Below are 17,474 nucleotides of genomic sequence, written 5' to 3'. Positions count from 1 at the left end.
ATTTCAGGCTCCTGGGGAAGGGTCGACCGGGACGACATCCAATGTCAGGCCGCGCCGGCCCACGACCCTGACCGTCTGCGACTGGCTGAGCGGCAGGCCGCTGGCCGCCTGCCACAATTCTCCTTCGATGCGGATCCAGGCCGCGCGGCTGCCGCCGGCCTGGACGATGCGTTCCACCGTGGCGGTGGCGCCGATCAGGGTGGCGGCGCCGCTGGCCGGCGGACGCCTGCGGCTCGCCAGCGCGAGGCGGGCGGTGCCGATGAGCAACAGGGCGCTGGCCACGCCGAGGGTGGCGATCAGGGCCGGCGGGATGCCGAAGCCGGGAATGTCGGTATCGACCAGCATCAGCGCGCCGGCGACGAAGGCGACGATGCCGCCGAAGCCGATCACGCCGAAGCTGGGCAGGAAGGCTTCGGCGACCATCAGCATCAGGCCGAGCAGCGCCAGCGCCAGGCCCGCATAGTTCACCGGCAGCAGCTGCAGGGCGTACAGCGCCAGCAGCAGGCAGATCGCGCCGACCACGCCCGGCGCCACCAGGCCCGGGTTCATGAATTCGAACACCAGGCCGTAGATCCCGATGGTCATCAGGATCAGCGCCACGCTCGGATGGGTGATCGCCGCCAGCAACTGGGTGCGCCAGTCCGGCGCGAATTCCGCCGGCATCACGCCCTTGGTGGCGAGGCGGTGCGCCTGGCCGCGCGCGACGACGGTCCTGCCGTCGAGCTGGGCCATCAGGCTGGGCAGGTCCGGCGCGACGATCTCGATCACGTGCTGGTGCAAGGCTTCCTCGGCGCTCAGGCTGACGGCTTCGCGCACGGCGCGTTCGGCCCAGTCGGCATTGCGGCCGCGCATCTGGGCCAGGCCGCGCAGGTAGGCGGCGGCATCGTTGACCTGCTTGCGCGTCATCGCCGAGCCTTCGCCGGCGTCGGCGGGTTTCTTTTGTCCCTCGGGCTGCTGCTGTCCGAGGCCGATCTCGACCGGCGTGGCCGCGCCCAGGTTGGTGCCCGGCGCCATCGCCGCGACGTGGCTGGCATAGAGGATGTAGGTGCCGGCGCTGGCGGCCCGGGCGCCGCTCGGCGCAACCCAGGCGACCACCGGCACCGGGGAGCCGAGGATGGCCTTGATCACCTCGCGCATCGCGGTATCGAGGCCGCCCGGCGTGTCCATCCTGATGATCACGAGCTGCTGCCCGGTGCCGGCGGCGCGGGCGATGCCATGCACCACGTAGTCGGCATTCGCAGGGCCGATCACGCCGTCGACGGTCAGCACGCCGACGCCGGCGGCGCCATGGGCGGCGGGCGGCAGGACCAGTGACAGCAGCAGGGCCAGGGCCGCCATGGCAGCCGTTCCCAGCAAGCGCATTCGACGAATCATCATCCGCCTCCACCGGCACGTGAACTGCTGGGCACCGGGCTGAGTTGACGAAAAACCCAAGTCGTATATACTGATTCTAGTCCATCGAACCATAGCAAGGAAGCGTCGCGCATGGTCGCCGTAGTTTTCACCAAATTTGCTCAGTGCCTTTTGTCTCGCGGACTCAGCGTGTTCCACGCGCGTCCCGTGCATCTGTCCACTCGAGATCTCGCCTGCCTCTCCTGAGCTCGGCGAGACCTGAACGCATCGCCGTTCAGCGTCTCCCGAGCATCCTCACACGAACTGCCTGACGAGCCGGTGCGCCTTCGCGCGCCGGGCATTCGCGCAGTCCATTCATTTCGTTGACGTCGGCCAGCGCCATGCCGGCCGGGGAGGGCTATCGCATGAACGCTCCGCACATCCAAAGAATCCTGCTGGTCGCCGACCACGGCCGGCAGCCTTGCCGGCTGGTGCAGCGCGCCGGCCAGCTGGCGTTCCACCTGGTGCCGCATGCCGTCGAGCGCGTCGCGGTGCGCGAGACCGCCGGCGCGGACCACGGCGGCGCGGCCGAGCGGGTGCTGCGCATCGCCGGCCAGAAGAAGGCGGACCTGATGCTGTTCGCCGCCGGCTCCCGCCACTTCCTGCTCGAGTGGCTGCTGCCTTCCTGCGCGCTGAAGGTGATGCGGCGCAGCCGCCTGCCGGTGCTGCTGGTGAAACCGGACACCGCCAGGGAGTACCGGAAGGTGGTGATCGCCACCGATTTTTCGCCGGAGTCCATTGCGGCGGCCAGGACCGCCTTCCAGCTCGCGCCCTCGGCCCACTTCATCTTCCTGCACGCCTACCGCCTGCCGGACGAGAACCTGATGCGGGAGCTGGAGCTGCAGCCGCGCCTGATCTCGCTGTACCGCGAGCGGGCCCGCGTGGCGGCCCGGCAGTACCTGCAGACCCTGGTCGACAGCTTCGCCGGCCGCAGCGGCCTGTCGATGTCCAGCGAGGTGCGCTACGGCCCGCCGCACCGGGTGGTGGACGACTTCGCGGAGGAAAGCGGCGCCGACCTGGTGGTGATCGGCCGGCGCTTCCGCCATGCGCGCGGATGGCCGGGGCTGTTCGACTCGGCGCTCAGGACGATCAGCCGGCCGCCCTGCGACCTGCTGGTCGGTACCGACGACGCGATCCGCATCTCCGGCCGCCGCCGCGCGCTGGAACGACTGGTAGAGGAGAAATGATGTGTCGACCCCGATCCTGCTTGCCTCCCTGTACCCCAATCCGCTTGCCCACGCCGCCCAGCGCGCGGCGATGCTGGCCCAGGCCCTGAACAGCCGGCGCATGGAATTCCTGTCCGTGATCCCGCCCGCCGAACAGGAGAGCGGCGACCTGAAGCACGTGTCCCTGGCGCGCTGCATGAACGACGTCAAGACGGCATCGGCGAACGCGCTGATCCGCTTCGGCATGCGCTGCTCGGCCACCTTCGAATTCGGCAGCCTGTTCGAATCGACGATCCGGCGCGCCGGCCAGGCCGCGCCCGGACTGATCGCGATCGCGTGGCAGGCCCACCCCTGGTGGCCGGTGCTGCATAACTTCAACCTGATGCGCGACCTGTCGCGCAGCTGCCTGTGCCCGACCCTGCTGGTCCGCCAGCAAGCGCAGCGCCCGTACAGGCATGCGGTGTTCGCCAGCGACTTCTCCTGCGAGTCGCTGGAGACCCTGAAGGTGGCGGCGCGCCTGCTGCCCGGCGTGCGGATCACCATCGTCCACACCTACAAGGTGCCGGGCGAAGGCCATATGCGCACGGCGGGCGTGCGCAACGACGCCATCGACGCCTGCCGCCAGACCCTCGAACGCGAGGTCAAGACGGCCTACGCCAGGACCCTGGAAGAACTGAAGCCGGAAGGCTCGAAGCTGACCCTGGCCTTGCTGCCGCGCCCCACCGGGCTGTCGCTCACGAACTACGTGAACGCGGTCGGCGCCGACCTCGTCATCCTGTCCGGCGGCCAGCGCTGGCTGGTGGACGAATGGTGCCGGCAGTCCCGCGCCCGCGACCTGATCGGCAAGACCGCGAGCGACCTCTTGATGATCACCACCACAAGGAGAATATGAATGGAAAACATCGTCTACGGCATCTCCCTCATCGGCGTCTGCCTGCTGGCCGTGGCCTGGCAGGAATTCCGCAGCCTCAACCACCGCGACAGCCGGTTCATGGCCGGTGCCGGCGCCGTCATCATGCTCGGCAGCGTCGCCGCCTCGATGTTTGTGTGAGCTATTGATCGCGCGGGAAGAATTCGCCCGGCGTCACGCCGGTGATCCAGCGGAAGGCGGCGATGAAGGCCGACATGCTGTCGTAGCCGCAGGCCACGGCAACGTCGGTCACGCGGTGGCCGCGTTCGAGCATGGGCAGGGCGGCCAGGATGCGCAGGCGCTGGCGCCAGGCGCGGAAGCTCAGTCCCGTTTGCTGCAGGAACAGCCGGCTCAGGGTCTTTTCCGAGACCCCGAGGCGGGCCGCGTGTGCGGACAGCGTGCGCGCGCTGTCCGGGTGCGCTTCGAGTTCGCGGCAGATCTTGCGCAGGCGAGAGTCGCCCGGCCATGGCAGCGCCAGGCCGGCCTGGGGCGCGCGCGCCAGCTGGTCGAGCAGGACCGCCACCAGGCGTCCCTGCTCGCCGGCCTCGTCGTACTCGACCGGGAATTCGCTGAAGCTGCGGATCAGTTCCCGCAGCAGGGGCGCGACCGTCACCACCCGGCAGCCGCCGCCGCTATCGGCGACGGCCGCCGGATCGACGTACAGGCTGCGGATCTCGGTGCCCTCGAAGCGGTGCACGGCATGCGGCGCGCCGGCCGGCACCCACACCGCGTGCAGCGGCGGCGCCATGTAGCGCGCGCTGTCGGTGATCACTTCCAGCACGCCGCGTACCGCGTACGAGAACTGGGCCCAGGGATGGCGGTGGCGCTGTCCGATCGCGCGGTTCGGCAGGCCGTGCAGGTGGCCGTAGACCGGCCGCGGCAGGGTCCGCAGGGCCTGCAATGCCTCGATGTCGGCCGATGAGGTGTCCGTTTGTCGATGTTTCATATCCGATGTGCGCTAAACCTCCACGGTGCACTACGTTACATTACCTGCCTTCGATTCACAACGGGTACCGGGCTACCCCCTGAAAGAACAAGAATGATCGGAAGATTCACCCGAAAAAGCCGCGTGGCGGCACGCAATGGCCGGCCCTTCGCCGCCAACCCCCTGCTGGCCGACAGCCTGCCGCGCTGGCGCTCCAGCGTGGTGCAGTGCGTGCTGCTGTGCGCCTTCGTCGGCCTGGCCGTGCGCGCCGTCTGGCTGCAGGTGTATTCCGGCGAGTTCCTGCAGAAGCAGGGTTCCTACCGTTATGCGCGGACCCTCGACTTGCCGGGAACCCGCGGCCGCATCGTCGACCGCGCCGGCCACACGCTCGCGACCTCGGTGCCGGCGGTGACGGTGTGGGCGATCCCGGAAGACTTGCGCGAGGCCGAACCCGACACCCTGCGCCGCCTGGCCGGCGTGCTGCAGTTGCAAGAGGCGGAGATCGCCAAGCGCATCGACACCGCGAAGAACTTCGTCTACCTGAAGAACCAGGTCGATCCCGCCGTCGCCCGCCAGCTCGCCGCCATGAAGATCCGCGGGGTCGGCTTCACCGATGGCTTCCGCCGCGTCTATCCCCAGGGCGACATGGCCAGCCACGTGGTCGGCTTCGTCGGCCGCGAGGGCAGGGGGCTCGAAGGGATCGAGCTGGCTCACCAGGCCCGGCTCGAGGGCGCGTCCGGGCACCGGCGCGTCATCAAGGACAGGCTCGGGAACATCGTCGAGGATGTCGGCACCGACCTCAGGCCGCAGCCGGGCAAGGACTCGGTGCTGTCGATCAGCAGCGTGGTCCAGTACGTCGCTTCGAAACAGTTGAAGGAGGCGGTCGAGAAGTTCCAGGCCAAGGCCGGCGGCGCCATCGTGGTCGATGCGCACACCGGCGAAATCCTCGCGCTCGCCAATTACCCGAGCTACGACCCCAACGACGCCGGCGCGCTGAAAGGGCCGGCGCTGCGCAACCGCGCCATCACCGACATCTACGAACCGGGTTCGGTGTTGAAACCCTTCACGGTGGCGCTGGCGATCGACCGCGGCAAGGTGACGGCGGACACCATGGTCGATACCGGGCCGGGACGCTACGTGATCAACGGCGCGCCGATCTCGGACACCAGCGCGCACGGCGTCATCAACGTCAGCGACGTGCTGCGCTATTCCTCGAACATCGGCACCGCCAAGCTGGCCCTGGGCCTGCCGGCGAAGGACATGTGGGAGATGTTCACCAGCCTCGGCTTCGGCCAGCAGCCGCAGCTGGGCTTTCCCGGCGCCGCCGCCGGACGGGTGCGGCCCTACCGTTCCTGGCGACCGATCGAGCAGGCCACCATGAGCTACGGGAACGGCATCGCGGTCTCGCTGCTGCAGCTGGCGCGCGCGTACACGATCTTCACCAACGACGGCAAGGTGGTCCCGCTGACCCTGGAGAAGGGCAGCGGAACGCCCGCCGGCACCCAGGTGATTTCGCCGGCCACCGCGCGCACGATGCGTGAGATGCTGGAGAACGTGGTGGTGCAGGGCACCGCCAGGAACGGGCGCATTCCCGGCTACCGGGTCGGCGGCAAGACCGGCACCGCCTACAAGGCCGAGAACGGGCGCTATGTCTTCCCGCGCAAGTACATCGCCTCCTTCGTCGGCATCGTGCCGATGTCGGCGCCGCGCTTCATCGTGGCGGTGATGATCGACGAGCCCTCGGGCCGCTACCACTACGGCGGCCAGGTGGCGGCGCCGGCCTTCGTGAACATCGCCTCCAACGTGCTGCAGGTGACCAATGTGGCGCCGGACGCCGCCATCGAGGACGTGCTGGCGGCGCCGGAGACGTCGCCCGAAGAAATCGAGGACTGAGAGCGGCTACATCTGCCGGAACAGGTGGGCGAACAGCGGGCTGACCTTCAGGCGGTCGCTGCGGCCGTGCAGGGCCAGGGTCAGCTTGCCCATCTCGTCGCGGCTGGCGCTGGCCACCTGCTTCATGTTGACGATGGCGCCGCGGCTGACCTGGCAGAACAGGTCCGGGTCGAGCTGGGACAGCAATTCCTTGAGCGGCAGGCGGATCAGGGCCTCGCTGTCGGCGGTAGCCACGGTGACGTACTTGTCCAGGGCCTGGAAATAGACCACGTCCTGCACCGGGATCATGCGCACCACATTGCCGACCGCCGCACGGATCACGCTCAGGCGCTCCGGCGCCGCAACCTGGGGCAGCAGGGCGCGCATCTGCTCGACCAGGGCCGCCATGCCGCCGTCATGGGCCGGGCCGCCGGCGCTGCCAAGGCGCTGGCGCAGGCGGTCGACGGTGCGGCGCAGGCGCTCGTCGCTGACGGGTTTCAGCACGTAGTCGGCGGCCGCCTGCTCGAAGGCCTTCAGCGCATAGTCGTCGTAGGCGGTCACGAACACGACCTCCGGGAAGGGCTGGGCGGCGTCCCAGCGCTCGGCCAGTTCCTCGGCGGCTTCGAGGCCGGTCTGGCCGGGCATCTTGATGTCGAGGAAGAGCACGTCCGGACGCAGCGCCAGCGCCTGCTCGACCGCCGCCAGGCCGTTCGGCGCTGGCCCGAGGAGCTCGAGTCCGGGCCACAGGCGCTGCAGCGACTGGGCGAGGATGGCGGCGAGTATGGGTTCGTCTTCGGCGATCAGGGCGCGGACGGGCCGGGCTGCGGTCATCGATGCGGTCATGGGAACTCCAGGGGAAGGTGGATACGGGCGACCGCACCCTGGGGCGCGGCCGGGGACAGTTCGACATTCGCGCGCGCGCCGTACAGCACCTGCAGGCGCTCGCGGGTGGTGGCCACGCCGACGCCGGTCCCCTTGCGCGATGGGGCGCTGCCGAGGCCGAGGCCGGTGTCGCGCACGCTGATCTCCAGGATGTCGCCATTGCGGGCGGCGGCGATCGTGACCGTACCGCCGTCCACCTTCGGCTCGAGGCCGTGCACGATGGCGTTTTCCACCAGCGGCTGCAGCAGCATGGTCGGCAGGCGCACCGTGCGCAGCTCTTCCGGCAGGCTGCAGCGGTAGGCCAGGCGGGCGCCCATGCGCACCTGCATCAGGCCCAGATAAGCCTCCTGGGCGGCGAATTCCTGTTCCAGCGTGGTGGTCTCGTCACGCGACACGCTGAGGGTGGCGCGCAGGTACTGGATCAGCTGGTCCAGCATCTGGCCGGCGCGTTGCGGGTCGATGGCGATCAGGCCCTGCAGGTTGGCCAGGGTATTGAACAGCATGTGCGGCTCGATCTGGGCCTGCAGCAGGCGCAACTGGGCCTGCAGGGCCTGGCGCTCGACGGTCTCGGCGCGCGCATGGGCTTCGCTGCGCTCGAGCTTGATGCGGTCCATGCGTTCGCGGGCGACGATGATGCCGAGCAGGCCGAAGCAGCTGAGCATGGTGAACAGGACCATGCTGAAGCGCGGTACCGTGAAGTAATGGGCGAGACCCGGCATGTCGAGGCCGAGGATCAGGCTGCCGATGCTCAGGCCGAGGTAATGCATGACCGGCGCCGCCGGCACCAGCAGGGCCAGCAGGGCAAAGCGCCAGCGGCTGTGCCGCACCCGGTCGCGCCAGAAAACCCGCCGTGCGCCCAGCACCATCACCAGGGCGACCATGCCGATGCAGAGCGAGACGATCAGCTCGGTGTACAGCTGGTCCGGACGGCCCGCCGCCAGCGTCATCAGGACCGCTGCCCAGCCGCTGATGAGCACGGTGAGCCCGAAGATCCCGGCAAAGGCGAGCAGGGGGCGGCGTGGCGCCGGGCCCGGACCGGCGGAGGGAAAAAGTGTGCTCATCGGCTTTCCTGATTGCTAATATGCATGGAATTGTCGCCAGAGCGGGCGGCGCGGGCAAGCGCGAAATGACGAAGCCCGGTTTTGGCGGCGCGAAACCGGCCGCCGGAGGCGCGAAACGGCCCGATAATGCGCTGTATCCCATCACAGGAAGGCAAGGCATGGAATTCCAGTTCCTCGGCACCTCATCCGGCACCCCGAGCAGGACCCGCAACGTGACGGCGCTGGCGCTGCGCTCGCTGGGCGGCGCGCGCGCGGCGCGCCACTGGTCGCTGGTCGACTGCGGCGAAGGCACCCAGCACCGCATCCTGCGCACCAGCTGGTCGCTGCACGAACTGCGCGCCATCTTCATCACCCACATGCACGGCGACCACTGCTACGGCCTGCCCGGCCTGCTGGCCAGCGCCGGCATGCTGAACCGGACCGCGCCGCTGGCCCTGGTCGGGCCGCCCCAGCTGCGACCTTTCCTGGAGGGCGTGATGGCGACCACCGAGCTGGGCCTGCCGTTCGCGATCGACTACGTCGACGTCACCCGGGGCGGCGAGATCGATGTGCTGCCCGACCTGCGGGTCGTGGCGACGCCGCTGTCGCACCGCATGCCTTCCTGGGCCTACAGCTTCACGGAGAGGGAGGTCGAGCGCAAGCTGGACACGGCGAAACTGGACGTGGGCGGGGTGGCGCGCGGCGCCGCCTGGGGCGAGCTGCAGCACGGCCGCCAGGTGGTGCTGGATGACGGCCGCGTCCTCGACCCGCGGGATTGGCTGCTGCCCGGCCGCAAGCCGAGGAAGGTGATCGTCGGCGGCGACAACGACAGCCCGGAGCTGCTGGCCGCGGAGGCGCGGGACGCCGAAGTGCTGATCCACGAGGCGACCTACACGGAAGAGGTCTTGAAGAAGGTCGGGCCGGGGCCGCGGCACAGTTCCGCCCGCATGACGGCGCTCGCAGCGAGCCGGGCCGGGGTGCCGAATCTGGTGCTGACCCATTTCAGCCCGCGCTACCAGCAGAATGACAAGAATGGCCTGAGCATGGCCGACCTGGAGCGCGAGGCGCGCGAGGTGTATGCCGGCCGGCTCTTCCTGGCCAGCGATTTCGACCGCTTCGTGCTGGAGCGGGATGGGCGGCTCAGCTTAGTTCCTCGTGATGATGGTCGGCCACGCCCCGTTTCCAGTAGCTAGACACCCGCATATGCTGCTTCGGCACGCCCTTGTCGGCCAGCACCTGGCGCACCCGCGCCATCAGCGAGGCTTCGCCGCCGCCCCAGGCGAAGCCGGCCTGGGCGGCCGGCAGCGTCAACTTCTCCAGCGCCGCCAGCAGTTCCTCGCTCGTGGCCGCCCAGTGCAGCTCGACCCTGGCCCGGCTCGCGAAGTCGCGGCGGTCGGCCTCGTCGGCCAATGCGAAGACGAAGGCGCGGCTGCCGTCCGGCAGTTCTTCCAGGCGGCGCGAGATCGCCGGCAGGGCGGTATCGTCGCCCACCAGCAGGTGCCAGCCCAGTTCCAGCGGCACGATCATCGAGCCGCGCGGGCCGCCGACCAGCAGGCGGTCGCCGGTCTTCGCGTTGCGCGCCCAGTCGGAGGCCTTGCCGTGGCCGTGGACGGCGAACTCGATCACCAGCTCGCGCGCTTCCCGGCTGAAGCGGCGTGGGGTATAGTCGCGCCGAACCTGTTCGCCGCCCTCATCGAACATGAGCTTGACGTGGTCGTCGAAGGACAGCGAAGTGAAGTCCGCCAGCGCCTCGCCCGTGAAGGTGATGCCGAGGAAGCCGGGAGACAGGGTGTCGATGTTGCTGACTTCCAGTTCGCGCAGCTTGAGTTCGTGGCGTACGCGTTGGAGCAGCGGTGTCGTGTCTTGGGTGTGAACGTCAGTCATCGTCACTCCGAAAATTAGTTGATAATGTCATCCATTATGCCGAAACAAGTTGATCAAGTCAACCAACATGCCGGGCGTCCGGTCGACGACGTCCTCGAGACCATGCACGCGATCATGCATCTCTACCGCTCGGCCCAGCAGCGCAGCCTGCGCGACGGGCCCAATGATCTCGCGCATATGGAGGTGAAGGCGCTCGGCTTCTTCGCCCGCCATCCCGGCGCCACCCAGAGCGAGCTGGTGGCGCATTCCGGCCGCGACAAGGCCCAGGTGGCGCGCCAGATCCGTGCGCTGCGCGAGCGCGGCCTGCTGGAAGTCCAGGCCGACGAGGCGGACCGCCGCAGTTCGCGCCTGAGCCTGTCCGCCGAGGGCCGCGCCGTGCACGCCGCCCTGCACGGCAATGACGGCCGGCTGAAGCAACAGGCGCTGCGGGGCTTCACGGCAAAGGAGCAGGACGCGTTGCGGGACCTGCTGGCGCGGGTGCGCACCAACCTGCAGGCGATGCCGGATTGAATCTCAAAACAGGTCGCCCTGAGCTTCCTCCTGGCGCTGGGTGTCCGATGGGTAGGTGATGCGCAGGCCATCCACGTGGGCGAAGGGCGTCAGCTTGTGCGGGCGCGGCGTTTGCGGGCCGATGATTTCCTCGACCGGAATGCCGCGCACCAGCAGCGCGTCGGCCACCAGCGAACGGTGGCAGCGCCACGGCACGGCTTCGGCGCACATCAGGGCGCAACGGCGGTCTTGCGCCAGTTCGATGACCGTATCGACGTTGCGTGCGAACTCCTCGGTCTGCATGTAGTCGGCGTAGCCGCGGAAGGAGGTGTTGCGCCAGCCGCCGTTCGGCGAATCCGGGCGCGGCTTCCTCAGGCCGCCGAGGCCGGCCAGGTAGCGGTATTCGATGCCGGCCGCGGCCAGCGAGGCGGGCAACTGGTCCTGGCCGAACTGCGGGTTGTGGCGCGATTTCGGCACCGTGCGGATATCGAGCACGCAGGCAATATGGTTGCGCTTCAGCAGCTCGACGAATTCCTCGATCGAGCGGTTCGAGTGGCCGATGGTGGAAACGGTCTGGGTCATCGCAGTACGTATCCAGGTTGGGCCTTTCATTCTTGCACAGCCATCCGGGAGGCGGCGCCCGCAGCGCTGGGAATCCTGCCGCCCGGCCCCATATGCCCACCATGCGCACTTTCGTCCGTAGCCTGGCCATTGCCCTCGTCCTGATCGCCCTCGAAGGCGTGATGCGGCCCTGGCTGGAAAACCTCGCCTATGCCATCCGCCTCGGCGCCATGCCGACGCCGGCCACGCTGCCGGTGCCGGTCGCGGGCGTGACGCCCGCGCGCCTGGTCGATACCTGGGGCGGGGCGCGCAGCGAGGGCCGCAGGCACGAAGGCATCGACATCTTCGCCAGACGCGGCACGCCGGTGCTGTCGGCCACCGAAGGCATAGTGATGCGGGTCGGCACCAACCGGCTCGGCGGCCAGGTGGTGTGGGTGCTGGGGCCGGGCGGCCAGCGCCATTACTACGCCCACCTGGACGGCTACGGCGATGTGCATCCCGCCATGCGCATCGATGCCGGCAAGGTCGTCGGTTATGTGGGCAACACCGGCAACGCCATCACCACGCCGCCGCACCTGCATTACGGCATCTATACGGCGGGTGGCGCCATCAATCCTTATCCCTTCCTGCATTCCTACAAGCGCACGGGAGATGCCGTCAGTGCCGGCAGCGCCCGTCGCACTAGAATTGTACAAACCTGTTTGTGACTCGAAACAGCATGATGTAGCGATGGACACCCTCGAAGCAAGAAACTTTCTCGAACCAAGGATCAACGATCAGTTGAGGCCGGACACTGTGCTGTGGCGCTATCTGGACTTCTGCCGCGCCGACCATTTCAGCGACAAGTTCGAAGGCGCGTTCACGCCTTCGCTGCGGCAACAGATCAGCGACGCCTATGCGAAAGGTGAGATCGACTACACCTACGAACAGTTCAAGCGGCGCATGCGGCAGTCCGTTTTCATCAATTGCTGGCACCGCAACCAGGACGACAGCGCCGCCATGTGGGCGCTGTACGGCAAGTCGGCATGCGCGGTGGCGCTGACCAGCACCGTCGGCCAGCTGGCGGACACCCTGCGCGGGGTGGAAACGGAATACGATATCGCGATCGAGCGGGTCGAGTACGTCAAGCACTGGAGCGATCCCAAGCTGGACGTCTCGCCCGCCTATGCGCGCATCTTCGCCTACAAGACCAAGGCCTACGAGTACGAGAAGGAAGTGCGGGTCATCATCGACCGCACGGGTGTGATCCGATTCCGGAGTCATTTCAGTCCGGAATCGTAGTGCCTATCGATCCTTCCAGCTCTTGCGCAGCATCGTGATCGCGCCCGACGCGCCACCCTGGTTCGAGCGGCTGGTGCGCCAGTCGGCGCTGCGCTAGGGCATCAAGGCGCCGGTGCGGCGCTCGAGGCTGGCGACGGATCCGATCTGAGTTCCTGCCCGGGCTTCGTGCACTGGGCCGTGCCGACCGTCTGCTTCGCTAATGGTCCATGTTCACGATCTCGACTCAGTCTGCGTCGAAAGCGAGCGTCTTGATGTGAATGTCGAGCAAATCGCGGACTGCCCCGATGTTTGCAGGTTTGACCAAGTGGAAATCAAACCCGGCAGCATGGGTGCGCCTACGCGCTTCCTCGTCGCCCCATCCTGAAATTGTGACGAGCAAAGGCTGTTGCCCGTAGAAGTCTCGCAACCTCAGATGTTCTGCGAACTCATAACCGGACATGGTCGGCATGCCGAGATCGCAAAAAATTACTTGAGGATCGAAGGCCTGGGAGATGTCGAGTCCAACTTGACCGGAGTAGGCAATTCTCACTTCATGCCCATCCGCTTCGAGCAACCAGCCAAACATATCGGCCGAATCACTGTTGTCATCAATGACAACAATGCGCAATTTTCTTGACGGTAACATTGCTACGTTCCTCTGACTGCGGCGGACCGTAGCGCGGCGCAAGGTTGAGCCTGCGAAATCACAGGTGATTCACAGTAACACTCATTCCTCCTTGTTACCCATACAAATTGAGGAATTCCACAAAATTCAAGGTGGCGTACGACACATCCCAAGACCAAGCACGGCGACATCTCCCGGCGGGACTGGCGGTTCGGCACCTACGAGAACCCGGAGCGCTTCGAGGACCGCGCCTGGGCGCTCATCATGCGCTCACCACTTGCCGCCCTTGCCGGTGACGGCGCTGGCGGCCAGCGGAATCACGGCCGGCACGCCCACGCCAGCCCAGTACCAGCAGGCCGGGGCCCAGCATCCAGGCCATCGACGGTTCGGGCACGGGCAGGGCGGCGGACGAGGTCCAGACGAAGGCAGCGGCAACCACATAGCCGGAGGCGACGGCGTCGCTGTCGTTGCGGAAGATGATGTCGAAGTTCTGCTGCCCGACGAAGCTCGACGGCAGTCCCGGGGCGCTGGTGGAAGCTCCCGACCTCAGCCCGTTCGACCAGAAACCGACCCTGCCGTCCGCGAACGCCAGCCGGACGTTCATCTCGCTCTGGGCGCGCGCGTACTCCTGCAGCTCGGTGTCGGTGACGCTGCCGCTGGCCTGGGCGCTGGAGCCGAGCACCACCTCGGTATGCGGTGAGAGCAGGAACTGTATCCAGCACGAAGTGGCGGTGGCCTCGACCCGGCCGTCCATGCCCAGGGCAAAGCTGGTGGTCGCGCGGGCGTCGAGCAGCATGCTGCCGATCGAACCGGCATTCGACATCTTCACGGCGCCCGACTGGCCGACGTCGTCGTAGCCGCGGTCCAGGAAGCCGCTGCCGCCCAGCGCCGTCTCGCCGTGGAAGTCGACGCCGCGCCAGTGCATGATGTCGCTGCGTTCCGGGATGGTGGGGATGAGCTGGACGATGTGAGCGGTGGCCGTGGCCGCGGCTGCGGCGCTTGCGGCAAACAAGCAACTCGGCGGCGGCGTCCCGTAGCCGCTGATGTGATGGGAATGTCATCAAATTGACATACGGGCTGCCTACAATGCGTGGATGACATCCATCAAGCGCTGCTTCCTCCTTGCTTCCTGCGCCTCGCTGCTTGCCGGCGCCTCCCTCCACACGGCCGCCGCGCCGCTTCGCGCGACCCCGCCGCCCAGGCTGGTGCTGGTGATGGTGATCGATGGCCTGCCGGCCGAGCAGCTGCAGCGCTACCGCGGCCAGTTCGCGCCGGACGGCGGCCTGCGCCGCCTGCTGGAGCAGGGCAGCTACTTCACCAACGCCCACCAGGCCCACGGCGTGACGGTGACGGCGGTCGGCCACTCGGCGGTACTGAGCGGCGCCTATCCCTACCGCCACGGCATCATCGGCAACAACTGGATCGACGCCAGCGGCCGCCTGGTCTACTGCACCGAAGATGCGAATTACAAGTACATCGGCGAAGAGACCGGCGAGCATGACGGCACTTCGCCGGCCAGGCTGCGCGTCGACACACTCGGCGACCAGTTGCGCTACGCTACCGGCAACCGCAGCAAGGTGGTGGCGGTGTCGGGCAAGGACCGCGGCGCCATCCTCCTGGCCGGCAAGACCGGCACCGCCTATATGTTCATGGACAAGACCGGCGACTTCGCGTCGAGCACGTATTACATGCAGCAGCACCCGGCCTGGGCCGAGCGCTTCAGGCAGGGCAAGCCCCAGGACCGCTATTACGCGAAGTCCTGGAAGCCGCTGCTGCCCGCCGGCGCTTACGTCGACGATGCCGCAGACCCCGAGCCCAGCCTGAAGAGTCCCAACCGCTTTCCCTTCACCTTCTACAGCGAAAGCGGGGAGCCGGCCGCCGACTATTACACGCGCCTGAAGGCCAGCCCGGCCATCGACGAGCTGACCCTGGAATTCGCCCAGGCCGCCGTCGAGGGCGAGCGGCTCGGCAGCAATGCCAGCGGCGCCACCGACCTGCTGGGCGTCAGCCTGTCCGGCCACGACTACGTGAACCACGCCTACGGCCCGGAAAGCCGGATGTCGCACGACCACCTGCAGCAGCTCGACCGCATGCTCGGCAAGTTCTTCCGCTACCTCGACCAGCGCGTCGGCAAGGACCAGGTACTGGTGGTGCTGACCGCCGACCACGGTTTCGCGAATACCGCCGAGTTCTCGAACAGCCGCCACCTCGACGCCCGCCGCATCGACCAGAAGCCGCTCGTCGCCGGTCTCGAGGCCGAGCTGGGCAAGCGCTTCGGCATCGCCGAGGTCTTCACCCGCAGCCAGCTGGAGCAGGGCGTGGCCGGAAAATCGCGGCTGGCGCTGCTGATGCAGCGGGCCTGGAACCGCGAGCTGTCCGGCGACCTGCTGCTGGTGCCGACCGCCTACTCGTCCTTCGGCAGTGGCGACAGCGGCGCCACCCATGGCACGCCCTACGCCTACGACACCCAGGTGCCGCTGGTTCTGATGGGCCGGCCATGGATCCGCAGCGGCGCCGTGCCGCACTATGCCGAGGTGGTCGACATCGCGCCGACCCTGGCCCACCTGCTGCGCCTGCGCGCTCCGGCCGGCGCCGAGGGCAGGGTGCTGGACGAAGCACTGAAGTGAGATGGAAACCGGTCCGGCGTCCATGGCGGCTATACTGCACACAACGCCACCCCGGACCTATTTCAATTTCATGTACGCAGCCGTCGACCTGGGCTCCAACAGCTTCCGCCTCCACATCGGCGAACCGATCGCCGGCCAGATGCACATCGTGCGCACCGCGCGCGACCCGATCCGCCTTGCGGCCGGCTTGCAGCCCGACGGCGCGCTGAGCAGCGATGCGATGGAAACGGCGGTGCGCAGCCTGCACGGCCTCGGCGCCCTCCTGCGCCAGCACAAGCTGGACGCGGTGCGGGTGGTCGCCACCAACACCATGCGCGTCGCCACCAATGCCGAGGCCCTGCTGCCGCGCATGGAAGCGGCGATCGGCCATCCGATCGAAGTGATCTCGGGCGAGGAAGAGGGGCGGCTGATCTATATGGGCGTGTCCTGCGCGCTCGGCCGGCCGGGCGAGCAGCGCCTGGTGATCGACGTCGGCGGCGGTTCGACCGAGGTGATCGCCGGCCGCGGCGACGAGATCCGGCTGGTCGAATCCTTCAGCATCGGCACCCATCCGCAGAGCGCCACCTATTTCCCCGGCGGGCGCATCGACACCGCCGCCTTCGAAGCCGCCGTCAACGGCGCCCGCGCCCGCTTCGAGGATGCCGCCGCCCAGTACCGCGCCCACGGCTGGCAGGCCGTGTACGGCTCGTCCGGCACGATCCGCGCGATCAACGAGGTCATCACCCGCAACCGGCTCGGCGACGGCACCATGTCCTTCGACAGCATGCTGGTGCTGCGCGACAGGCTGATCGCAGCCGGCCACGCCGACGCCTTCGACCTGCCCGGCATCAAACGCGAACGCGTGATCGTGATGGCCGGCGGCCTCAGCGTGCTGCTGGGCGCGATGGAGGAGTTCGGGGTACGCGCGATGAACGCCATCAACGCCGGGCTGCGCCTTGGCGTGCTGTCCGACCTGGAGTTGCGGGCCCGCCGCAGCGACCGCCGCGACAGCGCGATCCAGGACTGCATGCGCCGCTTCGGCGTCGACGAGCAGCGCGCCCTGCGCACCGCCTCGATCGCGCGCCAGCTCTACGACAGGCTGGGCCCGGCCGACGACGCGACGCGCCGCCAGCTGCTGTGGAGCTGCATGCTGCACGAGGTGGGCCAGGCGATCTCGCACACCGGCGCCCACAAGCACGCCGCCTACATCGTCGAGCATGCCGACCTGCCGGGCTTCACCAACCGCGAACAGCGCCTGCTGAGCACCATCGTGCTGGCCCAGAAGGGCAATCTGCGCAAGGTGAGGGAAGCACTGGGCACACCCGACCTGGCGCGCGCGGTGCTGGCGATCCGGCTGGCGGCCGTGTTCATGCATGCGCGCGTGGACGCCGACGTCGACGCCCTGAAGCTGCGCATGAAGAACCGCATCGAGATCGATACGCCGCGCGGCTGGCTGAAGCAGCATCCGACCGTGGCGGCCTGGTTCGAGAAGGAAGTCGCCGCCTGGGCCGAGGTCGGGGTCGGCTTCCAGGTGGCGCAGGTCTAGAAGCTCGTCTAGAAGCTTGAACAGTTGAAGAAACCGCGATGGCCGAAGCAGGTCGTCGTCGTCGGCGAAGTCCGGTAGCGCTCGATGGCGTGCCTGGTGTCCATCGTGAGGATGCACGAGCGCCACTGCTCGGAGTCGCGCGCATTTCCCAGCCTTTCGCAGGCCGGCCCGTAGACCGCGATCATTTCGTCCACTTCGCGCTGCTGTTGCGCGGCCCGGTCCGCTTGCGTTGTGCAGCCGGCCAGCAGTGCCAGCGTCAACGTCAATATCGTACGCATGTCAAACCCCCTTCATGGCTTCCCGCGCACCAACGTGG

Annotated in this window: 19 protein-coding genes; 10 read left to right on the top strand and 9 right to left on the bottom strand. The window is 68.0% G+C overall.

Annotated features, from left to right (window positions below):
* Positions 1–3: 3 nt before the first annotated feature.
* A complete protein-coding gene (locus tag AC1DOQ_RS13245) occupies positions 4–1,374 on the bottom strand; it encodes an NfeD family protein (protein WP_477364556.1) in 1,371 nt (456 codons plus the stop codon).
* 383 nt (positions 1,375–1,757) lie between these two features.
* Between AC1DOQ_RS13245 and AC1DOQ_RS13240 the strand changes: the two genes are divergently transcribed.
* The 3 genes from AC1DOQ_RS13240 to AC1DOQ_RS13230 are packed head-to-tail and all read left to right on the top strand — an operon-like array spanning position 1,758 to position 3,609.
* Positions 1,758–2,579 (top strand): universal stress protein, encoded by an 822-nt coding sequence (locus tag AC1DOQ_RS13240; RefSeq protein WP_477364502.1) that lies wholly within the window; start codon positions 1,758–1,760, stop codon positions 2,577–2,579.
* A 1-nt stretch (position 2,580) separates the two neighbouring features.
* On the top strand, positions 2,581–3,450 hold the full coding sequence (locus AC1DOQ_RS13235) for a universal stress protein (protein WP_477364499.1): 870 nt from the start codon (positions 2,581–2,583) through the stop codon (positions 3,448–3,450).
* On the top strand, positions 3,451–3,609 hold the full coding sequence (locus AC1DOQ_RS13230; RefSeq protein WP_477364496.1) for a hypothetical protein: 159 nt from the start codon (positions 3,451–3,453) through the stop codon (positions 3,607–3,609).
* A gap of 1 nt (position 3,610) precedes the next feature.
* Here the strand turns inward: AC1DOQ_RS13230 and AC1DOQ_RS13225 are convergent, their stop codons facing one another.
* Positions 3,611–4,414: an AraC family transcriptional regulator gene (locus tag AC1DOQ_RS13225; RefSeq protein WP_477364493.1), complete on the bottom strand. Its 804-nt coding sequence runs from the start codon at positions 4,412–4,414 to the stop codon at positions 3,611–3,613.
* A 93-nt stretch (positions 4,415–4,507) separates the two neighbouring features.
* On the opposite strand from AC1DOQ_RS13225, the gene AC1DOQ_RS13220 reads away from it, so the two are divergent.
* Positions 4,508–6,286, top strand: a complete 1,779-nt coding sequence (locus tag AC1DOQ_RS13220) for a peptidoglycan D,D-transpeptidase FtsI family protein (RefSeq protein ID WP_477364490.1) — start codon at positions 4,508–4,510, stop codon at positions 6,284–6,286.
* 6 nt (positions 6,287–6,292) lie between these two features.
* Here the strand turns inward: AC1DOQ_RS13220 and AC1DOQ_RS13215 are convergent, their stop codons facing one another.
* The gene (locus tag AC1DOQ_RS13215) at positions 6,293–7,108 is read right to left on the bottom strand and encodes a LytR/AlgR family response regulator transcription factor (RefSeq protein ID WP_477364487.1); all 816 of its coding nucleotides are present in this window, start codon (positions 7,106–7,108) and stop codon (positions 6,293–6,295) included.
* Positions 7,105–8,208 (bottom strand): sensor histidine kinase, encoded by a 1,104-nt coding sequence (locus tag AC1DOQ_RS13210; RefSeq protein ID WP_477364484.1) that lies wholly within the window; start codon positions 8,206–8,208, stop codon positions 7,105–7,107. The genes AC1DOQ_RS13215 and AC1DOQ_RS13210 overlap by 4 nt, the downstream gene beginning before the upstream one ends.
* Before the next feature lie 158 nt (positions 8,209–8,366).
* On the opposite strand from AC1DOQ_RS13210, the gene AC1DOQ_RS13205 reads away from it, so the two are divergent.
* Positions 8,367–9,380 carry a ribonuclease Z gene (locus AC1DOQ_RS13205; RefSeq protein WP_477364481.1) on the top strand — a complete coding sequence of 338 codons (1,014 nt, stop codon included), beginning with the start codon at positions 8,367–8,369 and terminating at the stop codon, positions 9,378–9,380.
* Here AC1DOQ_RS13205 and AC1DOQ_RS13200 read toward each other — a convergent pair.
* The gene (locus AC1DOQ_RS13200; protein ID WP_477364478.1) at positions 9,328–10,071 is read right to left on the bottom strand and encodes a siderophore-interacting protein; all 744 of its coding nucleotides are present in this window, start codon (positions 10,069–10,071) and stop codon (positions 9,328–9,330) included. The two genes, AC1DOQ_RS13205 and AC1DOQ_RS13200, sit on opposite strands and share 53 nt — an antisense overlap.
* A gap of 36 nt (positions 10,072–10,107) precedes the next feature.
* On the opposite strand from AC1DOQ_RS13200, the gene AC1DOQ_RS13195 reads away from it, so the two are divergent.
* Positions 10,108–10,581: a MarR family winged helix-turn-helix transcriptional regulator gene (locus AC1DOQ_RS13195; RefSeq protein WP_477364476.1), complete on the top strand. Its 474-nt coding sequence runs from the start codon at positions 10,108–10,110 to the stop codon at positions 10,579–10,581.
* Positions 10,582–10,584: 3 nt separating this feature from the next.
* Here AC1DOQ_RS13195 and AC1DOQ_RS13190 read toward each other — a convergent pair whose 3' ends face one another.
* Positions 10,585–11,142: a DUF488 domain-containing protein gene (locus AC1DOQ_RS13190; protein WP_477364473.1), complete on the bottom strand. Its 558-nt coding sequence runs from the start codon at positions 11,140–11,142 to the stop codon at positions 10,585–10,587.
* Positions 11,143–11,243: 101 nt separating this feature from the next.
* Between AC1DOQ_RS13190 and AC1DOQ_RS13185 the strand changes: the two genes are divergently transcribed.
* Positions 11,244–11,828 carry a M23 family metallopeptidase gene (locus AC1DOQ_RS13185; protein WP_477364470.1) on the top strand — a complete coding sequence of 195 codons (585 nt, stop codon included), beginning with the start codon at positions 11,244–11,246 and terminating at the stop codon, positions 11,826–11,828.
* A gap of 73 nt (positions 11,829–11,901) precedes the next feature.
* Positions 11,902–12,402, top strand: a complete 501-nt coding sequence (locus AC1DOQ_RS13180) for a hypothetical protein (protein ID WP_477364467.1) — start codon at positions 11,902–11,904, stop codon at positions 12,400–12,402.
* Between the two features lie 223 nt (positions 12,403–12,625).
* On the opposite strand, the gene AC1DOQ_RS13175 is transcribed toward AC1DOQ_RS13180, so the two are convergent.
* Both AC1DOQ_RS13175 and AC1DOQ_RS13170 read right to left on the bottom strand, forming a co-directional pair.
* Complete coding sequence (locus tag AC1DOQ_RS13175; RefSeq protein WP_477364464.1) at positions 12,626–13,027, bottom strand: response regulator; 402 nt, start codon at positions 13,025–13,027, stop codon at positions 12,626–12,628.
* Positions 13,028–13,268: 241 nt separating this feature from the next.
* Positions 13,269–14,018 carry a hypothetical protein gene (locus AC1DOQ_RS13170; RefSeq protein ID WP_477364461.1) on the bottom strand — a complete coding sequence of 250 codons (750 nt, stop codon included), beginning with the start codon at positions 14,016–14,018 and terminating at the stop codon, positions 13,269–13,271.
* An 82-nt stretch (positions 14,019–14,100) separates the two neighbouring features.
* Between AC1DOQ_RS13170 and AC1DOQ_RS13165 the strand changes: the two genes are divergently transcribed.
* Positions 14,101–15,633: an alkaline phosphatase family protein gene (locus AC1DOQ_RS13165; RefSeq protein WP_477364458.1), complete on the top strand. Its 1,533-nt coding sequence runs from the start codon at positions 14,101–14,103 to the stop codon at positions 15,631–15,633.
* 70 nt (positions 15,634–15,703) lie between these two features.
* Positions 15,704–17,158 (top strand): Ppx/GppA phosphatase family protein, encoded by a 1,455-nt coding sequence (locus AC1DOQ_RS13160; protein ID WP_477364455.1) that lies wholly within the window; start codon positions 15,704–15,706, stop codon positions 17,156–17,158.
* 8 nt (positions 17,159–17,166) lie between these two features.
* Here the strand turns inward: AC1DOQ_RS13160 and AC1DOQ_RS13155 are convergent, their stop codons facing one another.
* Positions 17,167–17,436, bottom strand: coding sequence for a hypothetical protein (locus tag AC1DOQ_RS13155; protein WP_477364452.1), 270 nt, complete (start codon positions 17,434–17,436; stop codon positions 17,167–17,169).
* Between the last annotated feature and the right edge of the window lie 38 nt (positions 17,437–17,474).

It is taken from the genome of Massilia sp. 01N417, assembly GCF_056399645.1.
The sequence above is the reverse complement of the archived record's forward strand: the minus strand, read 5'-3'. Positions and strand labels throughout refer to the sequence as shown.

Coding starts and splice junctions, on each gene's coding strand:
- AC1DOQ_RS13245 (WP_477364556.1), bottom strand. CDS start 1,374: ATGATTCGTCGAATGCGCTTGCTGGGAACGGCTGCCATGGCGGCCCTG.
- AC1DOQ_RS13240 (WP_477364502.1), top strand. CDS start 1,758: ATGAACGCTCCGCACATCCAAAGAATCCTGCTGGTCGCCGACCACGGC.
- AC1DOQ_RS13230 (WP_477364496.1), top strand. CDS start 3,451: ATGGAAAACATCGTCTACGGCATCTCCCTCATCGGCGTCTGCCTGCTG.
- AC1DOQ_RS13225 (WP_477364493.1), bottom strand. CDS start 4,414: ATGAAACATCGACAAACGGACACCTCATCGGCCGACATCGAGGCATTG.
- AC1DOQ_RS13220 (WP_477364490.1), top strand. CDS start 4,508: ATGATCGGAAGATTCACCCGAAAAAGCCGCGTGGCGGCACGCAATGGC.
- AC1DOQ_RS13215 (WP_477364487.1), bottom strand. CDS start 7,108: ATGACCGCATCGATGACCGCAGCCCGGCCCGTCCGCGCCCTGATCGCC.
- AC1DOQ_RS13210 (WP_477364484.1), bottom strand. CDS start 8,208: ATGAGCACACTTTTTCCCTCCGCCGGTCCGGGCCCGGCGCCACGCCGC.
- AC1DOQ_RS13205 (WP_477364481.1), top strand. CDS start 8,367: ATGGAATTCCAGTTCCTCGGCACCTCATCCGGCACCCCGAGCAGGACC.
- AC1DOQ_RS13200 (WP_477364478.1), bottom strand. CDS start 10,071: ATGACTGACGTTCACACCCAAGACACGACACCGCTGCTCCAACGCGTA.
- AC1DOQ_RS13195 (WP_477364476.1), top strand. CDS start 10,108: ATGCCGAAACAAGTTGATCAAGTCAACCAACATGCCGGGCGTCCGGTC.
- AC1DOQ_RS13190 (WP_477364473.1), bottom strand. CDS start 11,142: ATGACCCAGACCGTTTCCACCATCGGCCACTCGAACCGCTCGATCGAG.
- AC1DOQ_RS13185 (WP_477364470.1), top strand. CDS start 11,244: ATGCGCACTTTCGTCCGTAGCCTGGCCATTGCCCTCGTCCTGATCGCC.
- AC1DOQ_RS13175 (WP_477364464.1), bottom strand. CDS start 13,027: ATGTTACCGTCAAGAAAATTGCGCATTGTTGTCATTGATGACAACAGT.
- AC1DOQ_RS13165 (WP_477364458.1), top strand. CDS start 14,101: ATGACATCCATCAAGCGCTGCTTCCTCCTTGCTTCCTGCGCCTCGCTG.
- AC1DOQ_RS13160 (WP_477364455.1), top strand. CDS start 15,704: ATGTACGCAGCCGTCGACCTGGGCTCCAACAGCTTCCGCCTCCACATC.
- AC1DOQ_RS13155 (WP_477364452.1), bottom strand. CDS start 17,436: ATGCGTACGATATTGACGTTGACGCTGGCACTGCTGGCCGGCTGCACA.